Raw genomic sequence first — 19,070 nt, forward strand, 5'->3', positions numbered from 1 at the left:
CCCCCGCAAATCGTGCGGGAATCATATCGCGCGAATCACATCAAGCGCAGCGTTTTCACACAGCCAGGGTCAAAAGCGGTCATTGCCGGAGGGCGCTTGATACGTCTGCCAAGGGCCCAACAGCGGAAAGTCGCCAGTCCGCTTGTTCAATCGCCTGGTCGACACAAGCCGGCATGTTGATTCAAATCAATGGTCATCCAGACGCTTCGGGATCAATGGCCGCGGATGCCACTTCATCCTCACGGGAGACGAGCATGCGGATGTTGGCTGTCGCTGCTGTCCTGAGCCTGACGCCGGTTGCGGCCTTCGCCGCCTCCGAGTGCCGGGTCACCGGTCATCCGTCCGCGTTTGGCGTCGACATGACGGCCTACTTCGCGGTCAGGTCGGGTGAAACGTGCAATTTCCCGATGCGAATTCCGGGAGCGATGCTTAGCTCGGGCGTTGCGCAGAAGCCTGCGCACGGGACGCTCAGACAGATCAACGTAACGACGTTCAGGTACACCGCGGCATCCGGGTACAAGGGCAACGATACGTTCGCCATCTATGGTGAAGGAAAGGGTCCATACGGGTCAGGCAGATCGGTCATGACGGTGAATGCAACGATCGAGTAGGAGCGGCAAACGAACCATCCGAGGCCGTTGGGCAAGCCCGGATCACTCGGGGTCATGAGCAATCGCTGTTGGCCAAGCGGAGCAACTTCCGCCTTGTCCTCGACATCTGACGTTTGGAAGTCCACGCCCTAACGCGCGGCGCCGAGGCCGAGCTCCGCGAGGCGCGTTGCTAACCAGCGCGACAGCGGCTCATCCACGAGGCCGCCGACATAGACCTCCGACATCGTCGCATGGTGCTTGTCCAGCACCAGCAACACGCCGATCCAACAGGCAAACCAGACATGCGGATCGGTCAGCGCCCGCAGCTTGTGCTGGTCGTGCGTCACCGGCGTGTGATTGCTCGTTTTGCGGATCTCGACCGCGAGCAGGTTGTTGGGGATCTCGCGCTGATGCACGACGACATCGGGATAGATCGACTTGTCCAGATGATCGTCGGTCGAGATGATGGTGCCGTGCGGCAGATGCAGCGTACGCTCGCCGAGCCGGTCGTAGTTGCAATCGACCGACCAGCCCGAGAACTGCTTCTCCAGATGCACGGCGAAGCGATGCGTGATCGCGCGCTCGCCGATGTCCTTTTCGAACAGGAATCCCTCGTGGGCGTAAAAGTCCCGGAGCGCCGCGATCACCTTGTTCAGCTCGGTCTGCATCTTGCCCCCCGGCCCTCGGCGCTCCCTATGCTGCGCCCTACAACTGAACTTCGATCAGCCGCGGCCCGGGCTCGGCGACGGCTTCGGCGAGCGCCTTGTTGAACTCGTCGGCATTGGTGACGGCGCGGCCGGGCACGCCCATGCCCTTCGCCAGCGCCACGAAATCGAGCGTCGGACGGTCGAGCCGCAGCATGTCGTTGGCGCGCTGGCCAGGCTCGCCGGCGCCGACATTGTCGAACTCGCCGCGCAGGATCTGGTAGATGCGGTTGGCGAACACGATGGTGACGATGTTGAGGTTCTCTCTCGCCTGCGTCCACAGCGACTGGATCGTGTACATCGCGCTGCCGTCGCCGACCATGGTGATGACCTTGCGGTCCGGGCAGGCGATCGCGGCGCCGATCGAGAGCGGCGTGGAGAAGCCGATCGAGCCACCCATGTTCTGGAGCCAGTCGTGCGGCGCGGCGGCCGCCGTCGGCGGGAAGAAGGCGCGGCCGGTGGTGAGCGATTCGTCGACCAGGATCGCGTTCTCGGGGATCGCGTACGCAATCGACTGCGCTATGGACGCGTGGGTCAGCGCGCCGGTCGGCTTGACCAGCTCAGCCGAGGCCTGCGGCTTGACGTCCCTGGCGCTCGCCTTCACGGCACCCGCAAGCGCTTCCAGCGCCGCGACCGAATTCTCGCCCCAGGAGGTCATGCGATGGACGTCGCAGCCTTCGGGCCTCAGCACGCTCGGCTTGTTCGGATAGGCGAAGAACGCCACGGGATCGTCGGACTCGACCAGCACGATGTGGCGGAACTTCGCCAGCATCGGCAGCGCGTTCTCGATCACGTAGTGGATGCGGTCGATCGAGAAGCGGCCGCGGCCGCGCGCCATCTTGGGACGGAAGGTCGGGCCCATCACGGTGCAGCCGGTCTTGGCCGCGATGCGCTCGGCCAGCGCCAGGCCCTGCTCGGAGAGCGCGCTGCCGGTCATCAGCAGCAGCGTGCCCTCGCCGTCGCCGTGCAGGATTTTTGCGGCCTGCTCGACCGCCTGCGGCGAATAGCTCGCGCGCTGCTGCTCGGCCGGGACCTCGGCGATGCCGTCGGCTTCGTTCCAGGCGGTGTCGGCGGGCAGGATCAGGGTCGCGACCTGCGGCGGCGCGCTTTTGGCGGCGGCAATCGCAGCGGCGCCGTCGGCGGCAACCGACTTGGAATCCGGCGAGGTGCGGACCCAGGACGACATCGGCCGGGCAAGGCCCTCGATGTCAGAGGTCAGCGGCGCGTTGTAGCCGATATGGTAGACCGCGTGCTGGCCGACGATGTTGACGATGCCGGAATTGGCCTTCTTGGCATTGTGCAGATTGGCAAGGCCGTTGGCGAGGCCGGGACCAAGATGCAGCAGGGTCGAAGCCGGCGTGCCCTTCATGCGGAAATAGCCGTCGGCAGCGCCCGTCACCACGCCCTCGAACAGGCCGAGCACGCAGCGCATGCCGGGCACGCGGTCGAGCGCTGCGACAAAATGCATCTCGGAGGTGCCCGGGTTGGTGAAGCAGACGTCGACCCCACCCTTGACCATCGTCCGCACCAGGCTTTCCGCACCGTTCATCCCAAAGCTCCCGCAACCGGCAATATCCAATGATCCGTCCGATCAATCATTGTTTGCTCGTCCCGTCAAAGCAATAGCCGGCATCGCGGCCCTGCCCCGCATGACGACGCGCTGGTTTGGCTAACGCCCCGTTCCGATGGAATCGGAACGGGCATTAGATTCTTGTTTTGACGCGTTTTCTTTGTGCGAGCCGCTATCCACTTCGCTCGAAAACGCTCCAATGCTTCCCGGCAAATTGGCCCGGTTGCCGATTTGGTAACGGCATTCGTTAAGGTTGACCTGCCTCACGGGGCCGTGGCTTGCGAAATGCCGGCAAATATGGCCTGTGACGTTCGTTGAATCGATTTTTTGCTGGGGGAAACAATGATCCGGTTTTTTGCCGCGCCGATTGCCGCCATGGCGCTCTTGCTGGCTGGTGCGGCCGACGCATCCGCGGCGGGGATGATAGACTTCACAGGCACCAGCTCAACCGGCTATCTCGGCGGCGGCGGCGCGAGCCCGATTCCCCGCTCCACCGTGATGTATCCGACCAATTACGCGCCCGGCACGGTCGTGGTGAACACGACCGAGCGCCGGCTCTACCTGGTGCTCCAGAACGGCCAGGCGCTGCGCTACGGTATCGGCGTCGGCCGCGACGGCTTCCGCTGGGGCGGGGTGCACAGGATCACCGCCAAGAAGGAGTGGCCGGACTGGACGCCGCCGTCGCAGATGCTGGCCCGCCGGCCCGACCTGCCGCGCCACATGAAGGGCGGCATCGAGAACCCGCTCGGCGCGCGCGCGATGTATCTCGGCTCGACGCTGTACCGCATCCACGGCTCCAACGAGCCGGAGACGATCGGCCAGGCGGTATCTTCAGGCTGCTTCCGCATGACCAATGACGACGTCAGCGACCTCTACAGCCGCGTCTCGGTCGGCACCACCGTGGTCGTGCTCAACAACTAGCCAGCCGGCGAACTGCGGGAACCCGCGGGGCGCGTGAATTTGCGGTCTTGTGCGCGCGACGCGAATACGGCAGCGTCGGGTGACGATGAGCGCATTGAACCCACCCGCGCGTGGCCTTCGCATCGCCCTCCTGGCGCTCGCAGCGCTGACCTGCGTGCCTGACACCGCTACCATGGCCGCCGCGGGCGAATTGCCCGCGATCGCCTCGCGCCAGCGCGCCGAGAAGAAGAGCTTTACCGACAGCGAGATCGTCGAGGGCTTTCTCAAGACCGCTTTCGGCGCCGAGTACCATCTCGCCGGCCGCGTCGACCGCATCCGCAAGTTCGACGGGCCGGTGCGCGTGTTCGCCGAGAGCGACCGCGCCGATCGCAAGACGCAGCTCGCCAAGGTCGTCGCCGACATCGGCAAGCGGATTCAGCATCTCGACATCGCCATGACCGACAGCAGCGAGGCGGCGAACGTGCGGGTGAAGCTCGTGCGCGACCGCGATCTCTTCCGCACCATCTCGAGCTTCTACGGCGCGGAGAAGGCGCGCGAGATCCGCACCTCGCTCGATCCGCAATGCCTGTCCGGCTTCCGCAAGAACGACAATTTCGAGATCGAGCATTCCGACGTCATCCTCACCGTCGACAACGGCGACTTCACCTTCCTCGACTGCGCCTATGAGGAGCTGTTGCAGTCGCTCGGTCCGATCAACGACACGACGAGCGTGCCCTGGACCATGTTCAACGATAACGTTTCGATGGGCTATTTCGACGTCTACGACCAATACATCCTCAACCTGCTCTACGACCCCCGCATCAAGGCCGGCATGACCGTGCCGGAGGTCAAGGCGGTGCTGCCCGACGTGCTCGCCGACGTGCGCGCCTGGGTGAAGCGGGTGAACGATCTGAAGGAGTGAGGCGACACGACCGCTGCCTCTTGCCCTCCCCTTGAGCGGCAGGGCTATCGCATGTGACTTCTTGGCGGGGGCCTGAGCGAACGCCTCATCCTGAGGGCCCGCCAAAGGCGGGCGTCTCGAAGGATGGGCCGCAGAGCAACGGCCTCAAATGCGATTGCCGTGCCTGGAGGGGAGGGTCAGCAAGGATGCTCTCGCCTCCTCACACCTTCCTTGCCTTGGTCATCAGAAACTGCTGGCGCATCACGTTTTGGCCGGCGTCGAAATACTCCGAGATCAGCGCCTCGAACTCGGTACGGAAGCTCCTGAGCCTGTCCGGCTCGTCCTTGTACTGGGCGACGAGCTTGATCAGGGGCCCGATCGTCGCTTCCATGGTGCGGCGGAAATGCTGCGGGCTGAGTGTGGACGGCGTCATCATGTCCATCTCGAAGGAGACATCCTTCGCTTTCCCTGCGAGACGCTCGGCGACGATCTTCGGATCGCCCCACAGGACCGGCGATGCCACGCCCTCGGGCGGCGGCAGATGGCGGCCGACCATCGCGAACATCCGTCCGACATACAGATGCGGCGGCCAGGTGGAGAAGGCGATGGTGCCGCCAGGCTTCAGCACGCGCAGCATCTCGCCGATGGCAACGTCCGGACGCGGCGCGAACATGTGGCCGAACTGGCTGAGCACCACGTCGAACTCGTTGTCGCCATAGGGCAGGCTTTCCGCGTCGCCGTCGACGAAGGCGACATCGAGGTTCGCCAGTTGCGCGTGCTCGCGGGCGCGCTCGATCAGAACCGGCGACAGGTCGAGACCCCTGACCTTTGCACCGCGGCGCGCCGCCGTGATCGCGACAACGCCGGTGCCGCATCCGACATCGAGCACCCTTTGGCCGGCGGCAACGCCGGCAAAACCAACGAGCTTGGCGGCGGCCGGCGTCGTGAAAACTTCCATCGGCGTGAACAGCGACCAGGCTTCCTTCTGGACAGCCTTGAAGCTTGCAAACGGATCCTGTGCGGTCATGGAACTCTCCCATCGCTCAAGGGTCGATCTCCATGAGGCGGGCGACGGACGCCGAAGGTTCAAGGTGCACTCCCCGCGGCAGCGGGCAGGCCGCAGGTGACACCCGAACACATCGAAACGGCAGCGATTCTAGTGCAATTGGCGATCGTCGATCCTCGCCAGACCGCACTGCGTTCGAGTTCGGCGTGCCGCTTCACCTCGCATCGGCATACACCGTGGCGCGCGACACGCCGAGATGGGCGGCGATGATGTCGGAGGAACGGCGTACCTGCATGCAGCCGGCGTCGCGCAATTCGCGCAGCAGGCTGCGGCGGTCCTCCGTGGTGAGCGCGCGGGGCGTGGTGGCGCGGCGCGCGGCGAACCGGTCGATATGGGCGCGGATCGCGTCGGCGCCGACAGGGGTCAGGGATTCGCGCGGGCCGTTTTGCGCATCGACGCTGACGAACTGGCCGATCGCGCTCTGCAAACCCTGGAACAGCGTCAGGTCGACGTTGAGGCAGAGCGCAGCGACGTAAGCACCGTCCGCGCCCTTGATGCCGATCGACGTGCTCTTGGCCTGCCGTCCGTCGGCAAAGCTGTTGGCGTAGTTCGCAATCACTTGCGGATAGTCGGGATCGGCGATGCGGGCGAGGCCAAGCTCAGTCGCGCCCTGGCCGACCTTGCGGCCCGACAGGTTGTTGTGAATCGCGACGATCGCATTCCTGGGATCGGTGAGATCGTGCAGCACGACCTCGCAGAACGGCGCAAAAGTCTCCCCCAGCCCTTGCGCGATCTGCTGCAACTGGTCGAACAGCAATATTCGCTCGGCGGCGGTCTTGCCCGATGGGGCGGACGCGGATTTGCTACGGCTCATCGCCCGGCCCTATTGCACGAGATCGGCGACGGTGGTCGCGGCCTTCAGCCCCGTGCCGGTGAGCACCGCGACCGTGGTCTCGTTCGCCTTGATGGCGCCAATGGCGGAGAGTTTGTCCAGCGCGGCGGCAGCGCTGGCGCTGGTCGGCTCGGCGAACAGGCCCTGCCGTGCAAGACGCCGCAGGGCGGCGACGATCTCGTCCTCGGCCAGCGCAACGGTGCCGCCGCCACTCTCGCGCAGAGCGGCGATGATCTCGCGCAGGCGCAGGGGATTCTTGATCGCGGTGCCTTCGGCGATGGTCTTGCTGACCTCGCGCGCGACAGGCGTATCGAGGCCGGCCTTGAAGCTCGCATCGATCGGCGAGCAGTTGAGCGGCTGCGCCGCGAACAGCCGCGGCAGCTTCGTGATCTGCCCGGCTTTCAGCAGCTCGCGGAAGCCGAAGGCACAACCGAGCAGGCTGCTGCCTGCGCCGACGGGCACGATGACGTTGTCGGGGGCGCGGAAGCCGAGGTCTTCCCAGATTTCATAGGCGAGCGATTTGGTGCCCTCGAGGAAGAACGGCTGCCAGTTGTGGCTGGCGTAAAATGTCTGGCTCGACTGGCGGATCGCCTCGGCCTCCGATTCCTCGCGTGGCCCCTCGACGAGCTGCACCGCCGCGCCGTAGGCGCGCACCTGCGCGATCTTGGCCGGCGAGGTCGAGGCCGGCGCCAAGATCTTCACGCGCATGCCGCCGGCGGCGCCTAGCCCCGCCATCGACGAGCCGCCATTGCCGGAAGAGTCCTCCAGAATGGCGTCAACACCGATCTGCCGCAGGAAGGACAGCATCACGGAGGAGCCGCGGTCCTTGAAGCTGCCGGTCGGGTTGAACCATTCGAGCTTGAACAACGGGCGCAGGTCCCCCCACTCCTGCGCTACCAGCGGCGTGCAGCCCTCGCCGAGCGTGATCGGATTCTTGATCTCGACCGGTAGCGCCGCACGGTAGCGCCACAGCGATCGCGTACGCGGCTCGACCTCCTCGCGCGACATCCCTGCCCCCGGCGTCACCAACAGCGGCGTACGCTCGTCCGAGCACCAGCGCGGCTGGTCGAGCGGATAGAGCTTTCCGGTACGAGGCTCGATGTAGCTGGCGGCGAGCATGGCGGTCTCCTGGGGGCAATGGCGATCTATACGATTTGTCTGATTATATACATTATGTCCAGCCGCGACGCAATTGCCGCAACGCCTCTTGAAAACAGAAAAACAGAAACTATTTCAAATCCTTAGATCTATCCCGCGGATCGAACGGCAAGGTTCGACCGGAGCGAGGGCGCGGGATTCACGCGGACCGGACCGGTTCGCCGATGACGGAATTTGGCGATGAACGCCTGCCGGGCGCAGCAGCATTAACTTGTCTGTCGCCGTCGGCCGCTACAATATGTTGGATTGAGCTTGCGCCGCCGGTGCTCCGCATCGGTAACGCAAAGTGAGCCAGGCCCGTCCGAGCGGCGGGCCGTTGGCTTTTTGGGAGCCTGGACATGAGCCGCGCGAACCGTACCGATCACATCCGCCTCACCTCCCATCCGGAGCCGGGCAAGAAGGCCGCCTTTCCGATCCATTGGGGCGCAGCCGACGCGCGCGCCCGCGGGCCGATCATCGGTACGGTGTCCCGCGCCGGAGATCGCAACGTGATCGGCAGCCATGGCGGCTCCTATGCAATGTACCGCGCGCTCGCCGTCTCCGCCGGTGCGCTCGACCCTATCCGGCGGCCCGACCTCACCAACACGTTTCCGGCGGCGACCATCGGGCCGTTTCCGCAATGGAACGATCCCGCCAAGATCGTCGCGCTCGACCCCTGGGGGCATCTGGTCGCCGAGAACTTTGGCAAGGAGATCGCCGAGGGCTCCGACATCCGCCCGAGCATCGCGGTGACGCGTGCCCGGCTCGACCTGCCGGAGATCCGCGAGGCGCTGGCCGCCAAGCGCTTGCGCGCCGACGGCGAGGTCGTGCACGCCAATGGCAGCGTCTCGGTGGTGAAGATCGCGATCGATCCGGTCTGGTACCTGCCCGGCCTTGCGGAGCGCTTCGGCACCGGCGAGACCGAGCTGCGCCGCACGCTGTTCGAGCAGACCGCCGGCATGTTCCCGGAGCTGGTGACGCGGCCGGACATGAAGGTGTTCCTGCCGCCGATCGGCGGCACCACCGTCTACATGTTCGGCGACGTCACCAAGTTGCCCGACCATCGCACCAAGATCACCTGCCGTGTGCATGACGAATGCAACGGCTCCGACGTGTTCGGCTCTGATATCTGCACCTGCCGGCCCTACCTCATCCACGGCATCGAGGAATCCGCGCGCGGCGCGCAGGAGGGCGGGCTCGGACTCGTCGTCTACAACCGCAAGGAAGGCCGCGCGCTCGGCGAGGTCACGAAATTCCTGGTCTACAACGCCCGCAAGCGCCAGGAGGACGGCGACGCGGCCGCCGCCTATTTCGAGCGCACCGAATGCGTCGCCGGCGTCCAGGATGCGCGCTTCCAGCAATTGATGCCTGATACCATCCACTGGCTGGGCCTGAAGCGCATCGACCGCTTCCTGTCGATGAGCGACATGAAGCACGACGCGCTGACCTCGCAGGGCATCGACATCGTCGAGCGCGTGCCGATTCCACCCGAGCTGATCCCGGCCGACGCCTATGTCGAGATCGCCGCCAAGAAGGCCGCCGGCTATTACTCGACCGACATCGCGCCCGAGAAGGACGTCAACGGCGTGGTCGGGCGTTCGCTGGAAAAATATTGATCGCGCGATGTCGGACTCTTTGGAACGAGAAGCCCGCTCGCTGCTCAGCGCAGCAGCGGTTCGTACACGCGCCGGTGAGATGCTTCAGATCGGCCTTGCCGGCGGGCTCAACCATTTCACTGTTGATCTCGACCGCATGGACGACGTTGCCGATGCCGTGCTCGCAGTCACCCGAAAAGCCTATCCGACGCTGGACGTGCCCTTCCATGCGCGGTGGCGGCATTTTGTGCTTGGCGGCGTCGATCGCTGGGCGCGGCTGGCGGACGCTGCATCATGGCCGGATCGCGCCGCGCGGGCGCGAGCGGAGTTCGACCTTGCCATCGTCAGCGTGCTGCTCGACGCCGGCGCCGGCGCAGCCTGGCGCTATCGTGACGCGGTGACGGGCGAAAGCATCGGCCGATCCGAGGGGCTCGCGATCGCGAGCCTCGACATGTTTGCGGGTGGGCTCTTCTCCCGCGATGCCCGCGCGCCTTTCAGGGCCGACGCGGACGTGCTCGCAAAACTGCCGCTTGCCGCGCTCACCTCTGCGTTTCAGGTCAGCGACGCCAATCCGCTGCTCGGCCTCGACGGACGCACGGATCTGCTACGGCGCCTGGGCAAGCAGGTTGCGGACCGTCCAGAGATCTTTGGACTGCACGAGACGCCGCGGCCCGGCGGCCTGTTCGACCACATCGCGGCGCAGGCTGTCGGCGGCGCCATCGCCGCGCCGGCCATTCTCTCCGCGGTGCTGAACCAGCTCGGGCCGATCTGGCCGTCGCGGCTGGAGCTTGCGGGGATTCCGCTCGGCGATTGCTGGCGCCATCCGGCGATCAAGGCTGACGATGCGACCGCCGGCCTCGTGCCGCTGCACAAGCTGTCGCAATGGCTGAGCTATTCGCTGATCGAACCGCTGCAGCGCGCCGGATTTGCGGTCACCGACATCGACGGCCTGACCGGGCTTGCCGAATACCGCAATGGCGGCCTGTTCGTCGATCACGAGGTGCTGCGCCTGCGCGATGCCGCCGATGCCGGGCGCGCGCATGCGGTGGATTCCCTGCTCGTCGTGGAGTGGCGCGCGCTGACCGTCGCGCTGCTGGATCGGCTTGCCGGACTGGTTCGCATAAAGCTCGGCCGCACGCCTGAGACCTTGCCGCTCGCCAGCATCCTGGAAGGCGGCACCTGGGCGGCGGGCCGCGCCATCGCCTTCGCACGCCGTCCCGACGGTTCGCCGCCGCTCAAGGTGATCAGCGACGGCACGGTTTTCTAACTCTCATTGTCGCTCACACATTCACTTGATGAATTTCAGGAGCATCCGATCATGGAAGGCGTCACGATCGTCGATCATCCGCTGGTCCAGCACAAGCTGACGCTGGTGCGGGACAAATCCATCTCCACCAAGTCGTTTCGGGAGCTGATCAAGGAGATCGGCATGCTCTTGTGCTACGAGGTGACGCGCGACCTGCCGCTCGCCGATACCGTCATCGAGACGCCGCTGGCGACGATGCACTCGGCCAAGATCGCCGGCAAGAAGCTGGTGTTCGTGCCGATGCTGCGCGCCGGCACCACCTTCGTCGACGGCATGATGGATCTGGTGCCGACCGCCCGCGTCGCGCATATCGGGCTCTACCGCGAGCCGCACAGCTTTGCCGCGGTCGAATATTTCTTCAAATCCCCGTCCGACCTCGGCGAACGGCTGGCGATCGTCGTGACGCCGGTGGTCGCCACCGCCAACACGGCCGTAGCCGCCATCGACCGGCTGAAGGAGCGCGGCGCCAAGGACATCCGCCTCGCCTGCCTGATCGCCGCACCGGAAGGGCTCGAACGCCTGCGCGGATTGCATCCGGACGTGCCGGTCTGGACGGCCGCGGTGGACGAGGGTCTCGACGAGAACGGCTTTATTTTGCCCGGCCTTGGCGACGCCGGCGACCGCGCCTACGGCACGCGATAGCGCGGAAGCTCAGATCTTCCCGCTGCCGCAAATGCCCTTCAGCGCCTGCCACTCCGCATCTGTCAGCAGCGGCGGGCCGCTGACGGGGCGATCTTCCTTGGTCATGCGGGCGAGGCGGTCCTCGGTCAGCGGGTGGCTGGCGAGGATGGTGAAGCCAGAGCCGCCTTCCTTGCCGGTGATGCGGAACATCAGCTCGGCCGAGGGCTTCGGGGAGCGGCCGAGCGCGTGCATGATCTCGATGGCGAAGGTGTCGGCGGCGGTCTCGGCCTCGCGCGAATAGGAGGCCTCGACCACGCTGCGCGAGGCGAAGATCACGGCGGATGAGCCGGTGACGTCGCCGAACAGCAGGCCGATCAGGAACGAGGTGCCGCCGTTGTAGATCAGGCCGCGCATGTTGTCGTGATGCTTCAGATGGCCGAGCTCGTGGGCGAGGATGCCGGCAAGCTCGTCGGGGCTTTCAGCCTTGTCGAGCAGGCCCTGCAACAAGAACACCTTGCCGCCCGGCAGCGCGAACGCGTTCGGCACCGAGGTCGGCAGCACGCCCGCGATCATGGCATCGTCGTCGAGGCCGGCCGCATCGCGCAGGCGGTTGACCAGCTTTGTGAACGCGGCCTTGCCCGCGGGGTCTTCGCACATGCGGCGGCCGAAGATGGTCTTCACCTGGACCTCGGACGCATCGCCAATGCGGCGCTCGATTGGTTTCGGCACCAGCGGCGCGAGACGATCGGCAGCGAGCGGCACGCCGAACAGCACGACACAGACGATCGAGACAGCGGCGGCCACCGACCAGCCGACGATCTTCGCGACACCGCGGCGCGTGGTCTGCTGCTCGTCGAGACGCATGCAGCGGACGGTCACGTCGGCCGCGAGCGCGGCATCGCGAATCTCCAGCCGTGCCAGCGGCGGCGCGGACGTCGCGGCCAGACGCAGGATACCGGCCGGACTGTCGGCGCGGCGAATGTCGGCATAGGCCCAGCGAACCGGCGTCCCGCCCTCCTCAAAGATCTCGAGCGCATCACCGAGCGTCAGCGTCACCTGGCGCCTGCGGCTCGACACGCCGTCGAAGAAGATCGTCGGCTTTGCGGACTGCGCCGGAGCCTCGGTGGACAACTCGCTCACAGATCAGAATCCCGCGACATCGAGTCCGTCGGCAAAGCCTTCGCCGAGCGCGCTGGCGAGCTCGCCGCTGCCGCGCACATCCGCCGCGGCCCCGATGTTATGCACCTCGACGGTCTCCAGCACCTTGGCCCAGAGATCGCGCTGAAGATAGACCCGCATGATGATGTTGACCGCAAGCGCCACGGCGAAATAGCCGATGACCATCATCACCAGCATCGGGATGCTCTTGGCGGTATTGTCGGGACCGAACACCTGCTCGACCGGAAGGCCGCTCAGCGTAACGACGAGCATGGTGGCGCCGCCGAGATAGGCGGCGAAAATGATCGAGAGCAGCATCCACCAGCCGATCACCTTCCAGTACAGGCCGTAGAACGCATCATGCGGCAGCTCCGAGGACAGGCTGACGCCGCCGACGCGGATGCCGTCGAGCCACCAGCGCCATTCGCGCGCCTTGAACTCGGCATAGAAGAACGGGGCGAGCGGGAAGATGACCATCGCGATCGGGCTGAGCAGCCACAGCCACCAGCCGCGCTTGAAGAACGTCCAGCCATCGCCTTCGAAATCGCCGGAGAGGTCACCGTAATGGGTGTGCTGCATCTTGTAGCGTTCGAGCGAAGCCTCGCGCCAGGGCAGCGCCAGGCCGAGGGTGAGGAACACCAGCAGGCCCCACGCCATCGCGCGGAACGAATAGGCCCAGCCCGAGCCGTCCATCCAGAACCGCACGCCGCGCCAGACCGTGCGCGTCAGGCGATAGCGCCGCGCGCGAAAAATCGCGAACTGGCCGAAGGCGTAGAAGCTGATGAACAGCGGCGTCGAGGCGAAGCCCTGCCAGCGCTCGAACTCGATACCGATGAGGAAATAGGCAAGATAGATCGGTACCAGGATCGCCAGCGCGAACAGGAAGCCGATCAGCAATTCCTTGCCCCGGCCGGTATATTCGGCGGCGTCGCCGTCGATCGACGTGTTCGACCACAGGTGACGGCGGATGTCGGTGACGAGCCAGAACCGGTAGAAGCCGAAAGTGACCAGCTCCAGCATGGCACCCTTGGTGACCATCTTGCGGAACACGGAGCGGTCGCCGGCGAAGTCGACCCGCGTGGGCGGCAGTGGCGGCGGGACGGGTTCGGAACCGATGGGGGCCCATTGCATGTCGTTCACGGCGGCAACCTCGGGATGTTGGCCTGTTGCGGTCAAACTATAGATCAGAGATTGGTCGATCCCCAAGATGGGCGGGTTCGATTTGCCCCGTTTCCCGTCGATTTCTGGCACGTTTCCCCGTCGAACCGCGTGCGGGAGATCACGTTGACACATCTGCGTGACAGTTGCTGATCCGTAGCCCGGGTGGAGCGCAGCGTAATCCGGGACAGCTTGATTGGCGGCCCGAATCCCGGATTTCGCTCCGCTCCATCCGGGCTACGCACCTCACGCAAAGGTTGGATGTGGCAAAACTCGCCCTTGCCCCGACGCAGACAACCGGCTGTAATTGCAAATCAAATACCGCAGCGCAGAATTCAACGAGAACGCGCGGTTCATGTCAGGGAGAGCGGTCATGCACGGGACCATCGAAAGCACGGCAAAGCTCGATGCATTGCGCGAGCGCGCCACGTCACTGCCGCTGGAGCAATTCGATCCGGGCGATCCTGAATTGTTCAGGACCGATACGTTCTGGCCCTATTTCGACCGCCTGCGCCGTGAAGACCCCGTGCACTACTGCAAGGACTCGATGTTCGGGCCGTACTGGTCGGTGACGCGCTACAACGACATCATGGAGATCGAGACCAACCATTCGGTGTTCTCCTCGGCCTCCGCCCTCGGCGGCATCACCATCCGCGACATCGATCCGGATTTGCGCCGCGAAAGCTTCATCTCGATGGACCCGCCGCGCCATGCGGCACAGCGCAAGACCGTGGCGCCGATGTTCACGCCGACGCATCTGGACAATCTCGCGCTCAACATACGCACCCGCTCGGCCGAGTGCCTCGACAATCTGCCGCGCGGCGAGGTGTTCGACTGGGTCGATCGCGTCTCGATCGAGCTCACCACGCAGATGCTCGCGGTGCTGTTCGACTTCCCCTGGGAGGATCGCCGCAAGCTGACGCGCTGGTCGGACGTCGCCACCACCATTCCCGGCCCCGACGGCCTCGTCGCCACTGAAGACGAGCGGCAGGCCGAGCTGACCGAATGCGCCGGCTATTTCGCGCGCCTGTGGAAGGAGCGCATCGAGCAGCCGCCGAAGAGCGATCTGCTCTCGATGATGGCGCATGGCGCGGCGACGCGCGACATGGACGCGAAGAACTTCCTCGGCAATCTCGTCCTTTTGATCGTCGGCGGCAACGATACCACGCGCAACACCATGTCGGGCTCGATCTACGCGCTGAGCCAGCATCCGGAACAATATCGCAAGCTGCGCGAGAATCCGGCGCTGCTCGACAGTTTCGTGCCGGAAGTGATCCGCTGGCAGACGCCGCTCGCGCATATGCGCCGTACCGCGCTCTCCGACTTCGAGTTCCGCGGCAAGCAGATCAAGAAGGGTGACAAGGTCGTGATGTGGTACGTCTCGGGCAACCGCGACGAGGAGGCGATCGAAAAGCCCTACGATTTCATCATCGACCGCGCCAGGCCGCGCACGCATCTCTCCTTCGGCTTCGGCATCCACCGCTGCGTCGGCTTGCGGCTTGCCGAACTCCAGCTCAAGATTATCTGGGAAGAGATCCTCAAGCGCTTCGACCATATCGACGTGGTCGGCGAACCCAAGCGGGTCTATTCGAGTTTCGTAAAGGGTCTTGAAACCTTGCCGGTCAAGATTACGGCGTAGGAGACCTCCCCTCCCCGCCTTCGCCGAAGCTTCGGCGGTCAAGTGCGGGGAGAGGCGAAAGAAGAGCGACAACTGGAGCCACGACCATGAACATCCAGACGCCGGTGAAAGTGGACAAGGCCGAACGCATGCGCAGGGCGCGCGAGGAGGCCTACGCGACCCCGCTCGCGCAGTTCCACCCCGGCGCGCCACGCCTGTTCCAGGACGACACGCTGTGGCCGTGGTTCGAGCGGCTGCGCAAGGAGGAGCCGGTGCACTACTGCACCAACGCCCCGATCGAGCCGTACTGGTCGGTGGTGAAATACAACGACATCATGCATGTCGACACCAATCACGGCCTCTTCTCCTCGGACTCGACGCTCGGCGGCATCTCGATCCGCGACGTGCCGCCCGGCTACGACTATCCGAGCTTCATCGCGATGGACCAGCCGCGGCATTCGGCGCAGCGCAAGACGGTGTCGCCGATGTTCACGCCGACGCATCTGGACGAGCTGGCAAAGCTGATCCGCCAGCGCTCGCAGACCGTGCTCGACAATCTGCCGCGCAACGAGACCTTCAATTTCGTCGAGCGCGTCTCGATCGAATTGACGACGCAGATGCTGGCGACGCTGTTCGACTTCCCCTGGGAGGAACGGCGCAAGCTGACGCGCTGGTCCGACGTCTCCACCGCGCTGCCCAAGAGCGGCATCGTCGCTTCGGCCGAAGAGCGCCGCCGCGAGATGGACGAATGCTACGCCTACATGTCCAGGCTGTGGAACGAGCGCGTCAACTCCGCGCCGCGCAACGACCTGCTGTCGCTGATGGCCCATAACGACGCCACGCGCTTCATGGACCCCGACAACCTCATGGGCAACATCATCCTGCTCATCGTCGGCGGCAACGACACCACGCGCAACACCATGACCGGCTCGGTGCTGGCGCTGAACGAGAACCCCGAGCAGTACGACAAGCTGCGCGCCAACCCTGCGCTGATCGACACCATGGTGCCGGAGGTGATCCGCTGGCAGACGCCGCTGGCGCATATGCGGCGCACCGCACTCCAGGACACCGAGATCGGCGGCAAGCAGATCAAGAAGGGCGACCGCGTCGTGATGTGGTACGTCTCGGGCAACCGCGACGAGGAGGCGATCGACCGTCCCGAGGAGTTCATCATCGACCGCCCGCGGCCGCGCACCCACCTCTCCTTCGGCTTCGGCATCCACCGCTGCGTCGGCATGCGGCTCGCCGAGCTCCAGCTCAAGATCGTCTGGGAGGAGATGCTGAAGCGCTTCGACCGCATCGAGGTGGTGGGCGAGCCGAAACGGATCTATTCGAGCTTCATCAAGGGATACGAGTCGCTGCCGGTGAGGATACCGGGGTAGGCTTCCGCTCCGTCGGGCTACCTTTGGGCAAAGTGCTTCGCCAATTTTTTGGTGTCATGCCCCGCGAAGGCGGGGCATCCAGTACGCCGCGGCCTCTCGGCTCAAGCATTGCGGCCTCTGGAATACTGGATTGCCCGCCTTCGCGGGCAATGACAGCGGAGGATGAGGCGAAGGCCCTCCAGCTATAAAATTTCGGCATGACAGGTCGCGCCAGAAGCGAAGGGTCGGCGGCTAGCTTGTGTCCTAAGCATTCACCGCGCGCTCGGTGCGCTCCCTCGCCCCGCAGGCGGGGAGAGGCGAAGAATGCACCGGCACTCAAGCCAACTTGATGTCCCAGACCCCTTCCTTGCGGCAGGCGGCGACTTCCTCGCGCAGGAGCGCGGTGATGGCCAGCGAGGCCGTCGAGGCCGGGCGGTCGATCGGAGAAGCGAAAATGAGCTCGCGCGTCATCGGCTTGGACACGACGGCGGTTTCCAGCCGCCCGTCCGCGACCTCGCCGTGGACCGACGAGGGCGGCAGCAGCGCGAAACCGAGCCCCTCCTCCACGAGGCTCGTCAGCACGCGAAACGAATCCGCCTCAAGCTGGACGTTGAGCTTGATCTTGCGCTGGGCGGCCGCGTGCTCGATCAGCGCACGGAGGCCGTGCGAATGACTGGGCAGCACCAGCCGCTGCCGCAGCAGCCAGCCGACATCGACGCTCTTCTTGCGTGCGAGGCCGCAGCCGCGCGGGCCGACCGCAACGATGTTGTCGCGGCCGAGGCTCTGCACATTGAGGTGCAGATCCGCCGAGCGGCCGTAGAGGATGGCGAGATCCATCTCGCCGCGGTGCAGCCATTCGACGAGGTGGCCGCTGTAGCTTTCGACGATCCGCAGCGAAATGCCAGGAAATGTCTCGACGCAGCGCCGCGCGAAGCGCGCCGAGAGCACGCAGCTCACGGTCGGAACCAGGCCAAGCACGACCTGGCCGGACGGCGGCCCCTTGGCCGACTGAATGTCGTCGCGGATCTGGTCGATCTGCCGCACGACGCCGGACGTGCGCGCGAGCAGAAGCCGCCCGGCATCGGTCAGCACCATGCCGCGGCCGTTGCGCGTGAACAGCTCGACGCGCAGCTCGTGTTCCAGAAGCTTGATCTGGCGGCTGAGCGCCGGCTGCGCCACGCGCAGCGTGTCGGACGCCTTGGAGAGGCTGCCGAGCTCCGCCACACAACTGAAGGTCCTGAGCTGTCGGAAATCCATGCTTGCCAATCCTGGAAGGCTACTCCATACGCTATAGCAAATGAGCATAGGGGGCTGGCGTTGTTTTCACAACGCCGGAGGATCGGCCGGCGTTATCTTAACTGCGGCACCAAACGGGAAACGCCATGAGTGAAGAACACCACACCGAAGATCACGCCGATATCCGCGAAGCCGTCGCAAAGCTCTGCGCGCAGTTTCCCGGCGAATACTGGCGCAAGCTCGATCGCGAGATGGCCTACCCGAAGGCCTTCGTCGACGCGCTGACCGAGGCCGGCTATCTCTCGGTGCTGATCCCCGAAGAATATGGCGGCGCGGGCCTGAAGCTTTCCGCCGCGGCGGCGATCCTCGAAGAGATCCAGCGCGCGGGGTGCAACGGCGGCGGCTGCCACGCCCAGATGTACACGATGGGCACGGTGCTGCGGCACGGCAACGCCGACCAGAAGGCAAAATACCTGCCGAAGATCGCGAGCGGCGAATTGCGCCTGCAGGCCTTCGGCGTCACCGAGCCGACCAGCGGCACCGATACGTCCTCGCTGAAGACCTTTGCGCGCAAGGACGGCAACGACAGCTACATCGTCAACGGCCAGAAGATCTGGACCAGCCGCGCCGAGCATTCCGACCTGATGGTGCTGCTGGCGCGCACCACGCCGAAGGAGCAGGTCAAGAAGCGCACCGACGGCCTTTCGGTGTTCATCGTCGACATGCGCGAAGCCAAGAACAACGGCCTCGAGATCCGCCCGATCCGCACCATGATGAACCACGCCACCACCGAAGTGTTCTTCACCGACATGAAGGTGCCGGCGGAGAATCTGATCGGCGAGGAAGGCAAGGGTTTTCGCTACATCCTCTCCGGCATGAATGCCGAGCGCATCCTGATCGCGGCCGAATGCGTCGGCGACGCCAAATGGTTCATCGCGAAGGCCACGAACTACGCCAAGGAGCGTAGCGTGTTCGGCCGGCCGATCGGCCAGAATCAAGGCATCCAGTTCCCGATCGCGAAGGCCTACGCCTCGATGCGCGCGGCCGAGCTGATGGTGAAGGAAGCGACACGCAGATACGAGGCCGGGCTCGACTGCGGCGCCGAGGCCAACATGGCCAAGATGCTCGCGGCGGACGCGTCCTGGGAAGCGGCGAATGCCTGCATCCAGACCCATGGCGGTTTTGGATTTGCCGAGGAATATGACGTCGAGCGCAAATTCCGCGAGACGCGGCTCTACCAGGTGGCGCCGATCTCGACCAATCTGGTGCTGTCCTACGTCGCCGAGCACGTGCTCGGCATGCCCCGCTCGTACTGAG

17 protein-coding genes are annotated in these 19,070 nt (G+C 65.2%); 9 read left to right on the plus strand and 8 right to left on the minus strand.

What is annotated here, in order from left to right:
* A partial coding sequence (locus XI08_RS21390; protein ID WP_271575851.1) for an Ig-like domain-containing protein occupies positions 1–611 on the plus strand: 611 nt, incomplete at its 5' end.
* A gap of 128 nt (positions 612–739) precedes the next feature.
* Here the strand turns inward: XI08_RS21390 and XI08_RS21395 are convergent.
* Positions 740–1,258 (minus strand): hypothetical protein, encoded by a 519-nt coding sequence (locus XI08_RS21395; protein ID WP_271575852.1) that lies wholly within the window; start codon positions 1,256–1,258, stop codon positions 740–742.
* A gap of 37 nt (positions 1,259–1,295) precedes the next feature.
* Positions 1,296–2,843 carry an acetolactate synthase large subunit gene (locus XI08_RS21400; protein WP_271575853.1) on the minus strand — a complete coding sequence of 516 codons (1,548 nt, stop codon included), beginning with the start codon at positions 2,841–2,843 and terminating at the stop codon, positions 1,296–1,298.
* Positions 2,844–3,284: 441 nt separating this feature from the next.
* On the opposite strand from XI08_RS21400, the gene XI08_RS21405 reads away from it, so the two are divergent.
* Both XI08_RS21405 and XI08_RS21410 read left to right on the plus strand, forming a co-directional pair.
* Positions 3,285–3,785: a L,D-transpeptidase gene (locus tag XI08_RS21405; RefSeq protein ID WP_371090224.1), complete on the plus strand. Its 501-nt coding sequence runs from the start codon at positions 3,285–3,287 to the stop codon at positions 3,783–3,785.
* Between the two features lie 85 nt (positions 3,786–3,870).
* Positions 3,871–4,686 carry a DUF2927 domain-containing protein gene (locus XI08_RS21410; RefSeq protein ID WP_271575854.1) on the plus strand — a complete coding sequence of 272 codons (816 nt, stop codon included), beginning with the start codon at positions 3,871–3,873 and terminating at the stop codon, positions 4,684–4,686.
* A 199-nt stretch (positions 4,687–4,885) separates the two neighbouring features.
* Here the strand turns inward: XI08_RS21410 and XI08_RS21415 are convergent, their stop codons facing one another.
* The 3 genes from XI08_RS21415 to XI08_RS21425 all read right to left on the minus strand — a co-directional run bounded on the left by XI08_RS21415 (position 4,886) and on the right by XI08_RS21425 (position 7,682).
* Positions 4,886–5,692 (minus strand): class I SAM-dependent methyltransferase, encoded by an 807-nt coding sequence (locus XI08_RS21415; RefSeq protein WP_271575855.1) that lies wholly within the window; start codon positions 5,690–5,692, stop codon positions 4,886–4,888.
* 193 nt (positions 5,693–5,885) lie between these two features.
* The gene (locus tag XI08_RS21420) at positions 5,886–6,545 is read right to left on the minus strand and encodes a helix-turn-helix transcriptional regulator (protein ID WP_027548360.1); all 660 of its coding nucleotides are present in this window, start codon (positions 6,543–6,545) and stop codon (positions 5,886–5,888) included.
* Positions 6,546–6,554: 9 nt separating this feature from the next.
* Positions 6,555–7,682: a threonine synthase gene (locus tag XI08_RS21425; protein ID WP_271575856.1), complete on the minus strand. Its 1,128-nt coding sequence runs from the start codon at positions 7,680–7,682 to the stop codon at positions 6,555–6,557.
* 377 nt (positions 7,683–8,059) lie between these two features.
* Here XI08_RS21425 and XI08_RS21430 point away from each other — a divergent pair, with 377 nt between their 5' ends.
* Genes XI08_RS21430 through upp form a run of 3 tightly spaced genes read left to right on the plus strand, consistent with a single transcriptional unit; the run spans position 8,060 to position 11,243 of the window.
* Positions 8,060–9,316 carry a GTP cyclohydrolase II gene (locus tag XI08_RS21430; protein ID WP_271575857.1) on the plus strand — a complete coding sequence of 419 codons (1,257 nt, stop codon included), beginning with the start codon at positions 8,060–8,062 and terminating at the stop codon, positions 9,314–9,316.
* Positions 9,317–9,323: 7 nt separating this feature from the next.
* Entirely contained in the window at positions 9,324–10,562 is a 1,239-nt protein-coding gene (locus XI08_RS21435) for a URC4/urg3 family protein (protein ID WP_271575858.1), read from the plus strand.
* Positions 10,563–10,613: 51 nt separating this feature from the next.
* A complete protein-coding gene (gene upp, locus XI08_RS21440) occupies positions 10,614–11,243 on the plus strand; it encodes a uracil phosphoribosyltransferase (protein ID WP_027548356.1) in 630 nt (209 codons plus the stop codon).
* A 9-nt stretch (positions 11,244–11,252) separates the two neighbouring features.
* On the opposite strand, the gene XI08_RS21445 is transcribed toward upp, so the two are convergent.
* The gene (locus XI08_RS21445; protein WP_271575859.1) at positions 11,253–12,362 is read right to left on the minus strand and encodes a M48 family metallopeptidase; all 1,110 of its coding nucleotides are present in this window, start codon (positions 12,360–12,362) and stop codon (positions 11,253–11,255) included.
* A 3-nt stretch (positions 12,363–12,365) separates the two neighbouring features.
* The gene (locus XI08_RS21450) at positions 12,366–13,520 is read right to left on the minus strand and encodes a YjgN family protein (RefSeq protein WP_442869851.1); all 1,155 of its coding nucleotides are present in this window, start codon (positions 13,518–13,520) and stop codon (positions 12,366–12,368) included.
* A gap of 391 nt (positions 13,521–13,911) precedes the next feature.
* Between XI08_RS21450 and XI08_RS21455 the strand changes: the two genes are divergently transcribed.
* Both XI08_RS21455 and XI08_RS21460 read left to right on the plus strand, forming a co-directional pair.
* Positions 13,912–15,177 carry a cytochrome P450 gene (locus XI08_RS21455; protein WP_271575860.1) on the plus strand — a complete coding sequence of 422 codons (1,266 nt, stop codon included), beginning with the start codon at positions 13,912–13,914 and terminating at the stop codon, positions 15,175–15,177.
* A gap of 86 nt (positions 15,178–15,263) precedes the next feature.
* Positions 15,264–16,538: a cytochrome P450 gene (locus tag XI08_RS21460; protein ID WP_271575861.1), complete on the plus strand. Its 1,275-nt coding sequence runs from the start codon at positions 15,264–15,266 to the stop codon at positions 16,536–16,538.
* A 315-nt stretch (positions 16,539–16,853) separates the two neighbouring features.
* Here XI08_RS21460 and XI08_RS21465 read toward each other — a convergent pair whose 3' ends face one another.
* Entirely contained in the window at positions 16,854–17,774 is a 921-nt protein-coding gene (locus XI08_RS21465) for a LysR substrate-binding domain-containing protein (protein ID WP_271575862.1), read from the minus strand.
* 125 nt (positions 17,775–17,899) lie between these two features.
* On the opposite strand from XI08_RS21465, the gene XI08_RS21470 reads away from it, so the two are divergent.
* Positions 17,900–19,069, plus strand: coding sequence for an acyl-CoA dehydrogenase family protein (locus XI08_RS21470; protein WP_271575863.1), 1,170 nt, complete (start codon positions 17,900–17,902; stop codon positions 19,067–19,069).
* The last annotated feature ends 1 nt before the right edge of the window (position 19,070 follow it).

This window comes from Bradyrhizobium sp. CCBAU 11361, from assembly GCF_028128935.1.
GTDB classification, from domain to species: domain Bacteria; phylum Pseudomonadota; class Alphaproteobacteria; order Rhizobiales; family Xanthobacteraceae; genus Bradyrhizobium; species Bradyrhizobium niftali.

What these genes read in the sequence shown, in the direction of transcription:
- XI08_RS21395 (WP_271575852.1), bottom strand. Translation starts at nt 1,258, where the DNA reads ATGCAGACCGAGCTGAACAAGGTGATCGCGGCGCTCCGGGACTTTTAC.
- XI08_RS21400 (WP_271575853.1), bottom strand. Translation starts at nt 2,843, where the DNA reads ATGAACGGTGCGGAAAGCCTGGTGCGGACGATGGTCAAGGGTGGGGTC.
- XI08_RS21405 (WP_371090224.1), top strand. Translation starts at nt 3,285, where the DNA reads ATGATAGACTTCACAGGCACCAGCTCAACCGGCTATCTCGGCGGCGGC.
- XI08_RS21410 (WP_271575854.1), top strand. Translation starts at nt 3,871, where the DNA reads ATGAGCGCATTGAACCCACCCGCGCGTGGCCTTCGCATCGCCCTCCTG.
- XI08_RS21415 (WP_271575855.1), bottom strand. Translation starts at nt 5,692, where the DNA reads ATGACCGCACAGGATCCGTTTGCAAGCTTCAAGGCTGTCCAGAAGGAA.
- XI08_RS21420 (WP_027548360.1), bottom strand. Translation starts at nt 6,545, where the DNA reads ATGAGCCGTAGCAAATCCGCGTCCGCCCCATCGGGCAAGACCGCCGCC.
- XI08_RS21425 (WP_271575856.1), bottom strand. Translation starts at nt 7,682, where the DNA reads ATGCTCGCCGCCAGCTACATCGAGCCTCGTACCGGAAAGCTCTATCCG.
- XI08_RS21430 (WP_271575857.1), top strand. Translation starts at nt 8,060, where the DNA reads ATGAGCCGCGCGAACCGTACCGATCACATCCGCCTCACCTCCCATCCG.
- XI08_RS21435 (WP_271575858.1), top strand. Translation starts at nt 9,324, where the DNA reads ATGTCGGACTCTTTGGAACGAGAAGCCCGCTCGCTGCTCAGCGCAGCA.
- upp (WP_027548356.1), top strand. Translation starts at nt 10,614, where the DNA reads ATGGAAGGCGTCACGATCGTCGATCATCCGCTGGTCCAGCACAAGCTG.
- XI08_RS21455 (WP_271575860.1), top strand. Translation starts at nt 13,912, where the DNA reads ATGCACGGGACCATCGAAAGCACGGCAAAGCTCGATGCATTGCGCGAG.
- XI08_RS21460 (WP_271575861.1), top strand. Translation starts at nt 15,264, where the DNA reads ATGAACATCCAGACGCCGGTGAAAGTGGACAAGGCCGAACGCATGCGC.
- XI08_RS21465 (WP_271575862.1), bottom strand. Translation starts at nt 17,774, where the DNA reads ATGGATTTCCGACAGCTCAGGACCTTCAGTTGTGTGGCGGAGCTCGGC.
- XI08_RS21470 (WP_271575863.1), top strand. Translation starts at nt 17,900, where the DNA reads ATGAGTGAAGAACACCACACCGAAGATCACGCCGATATCCGCGAAGCC.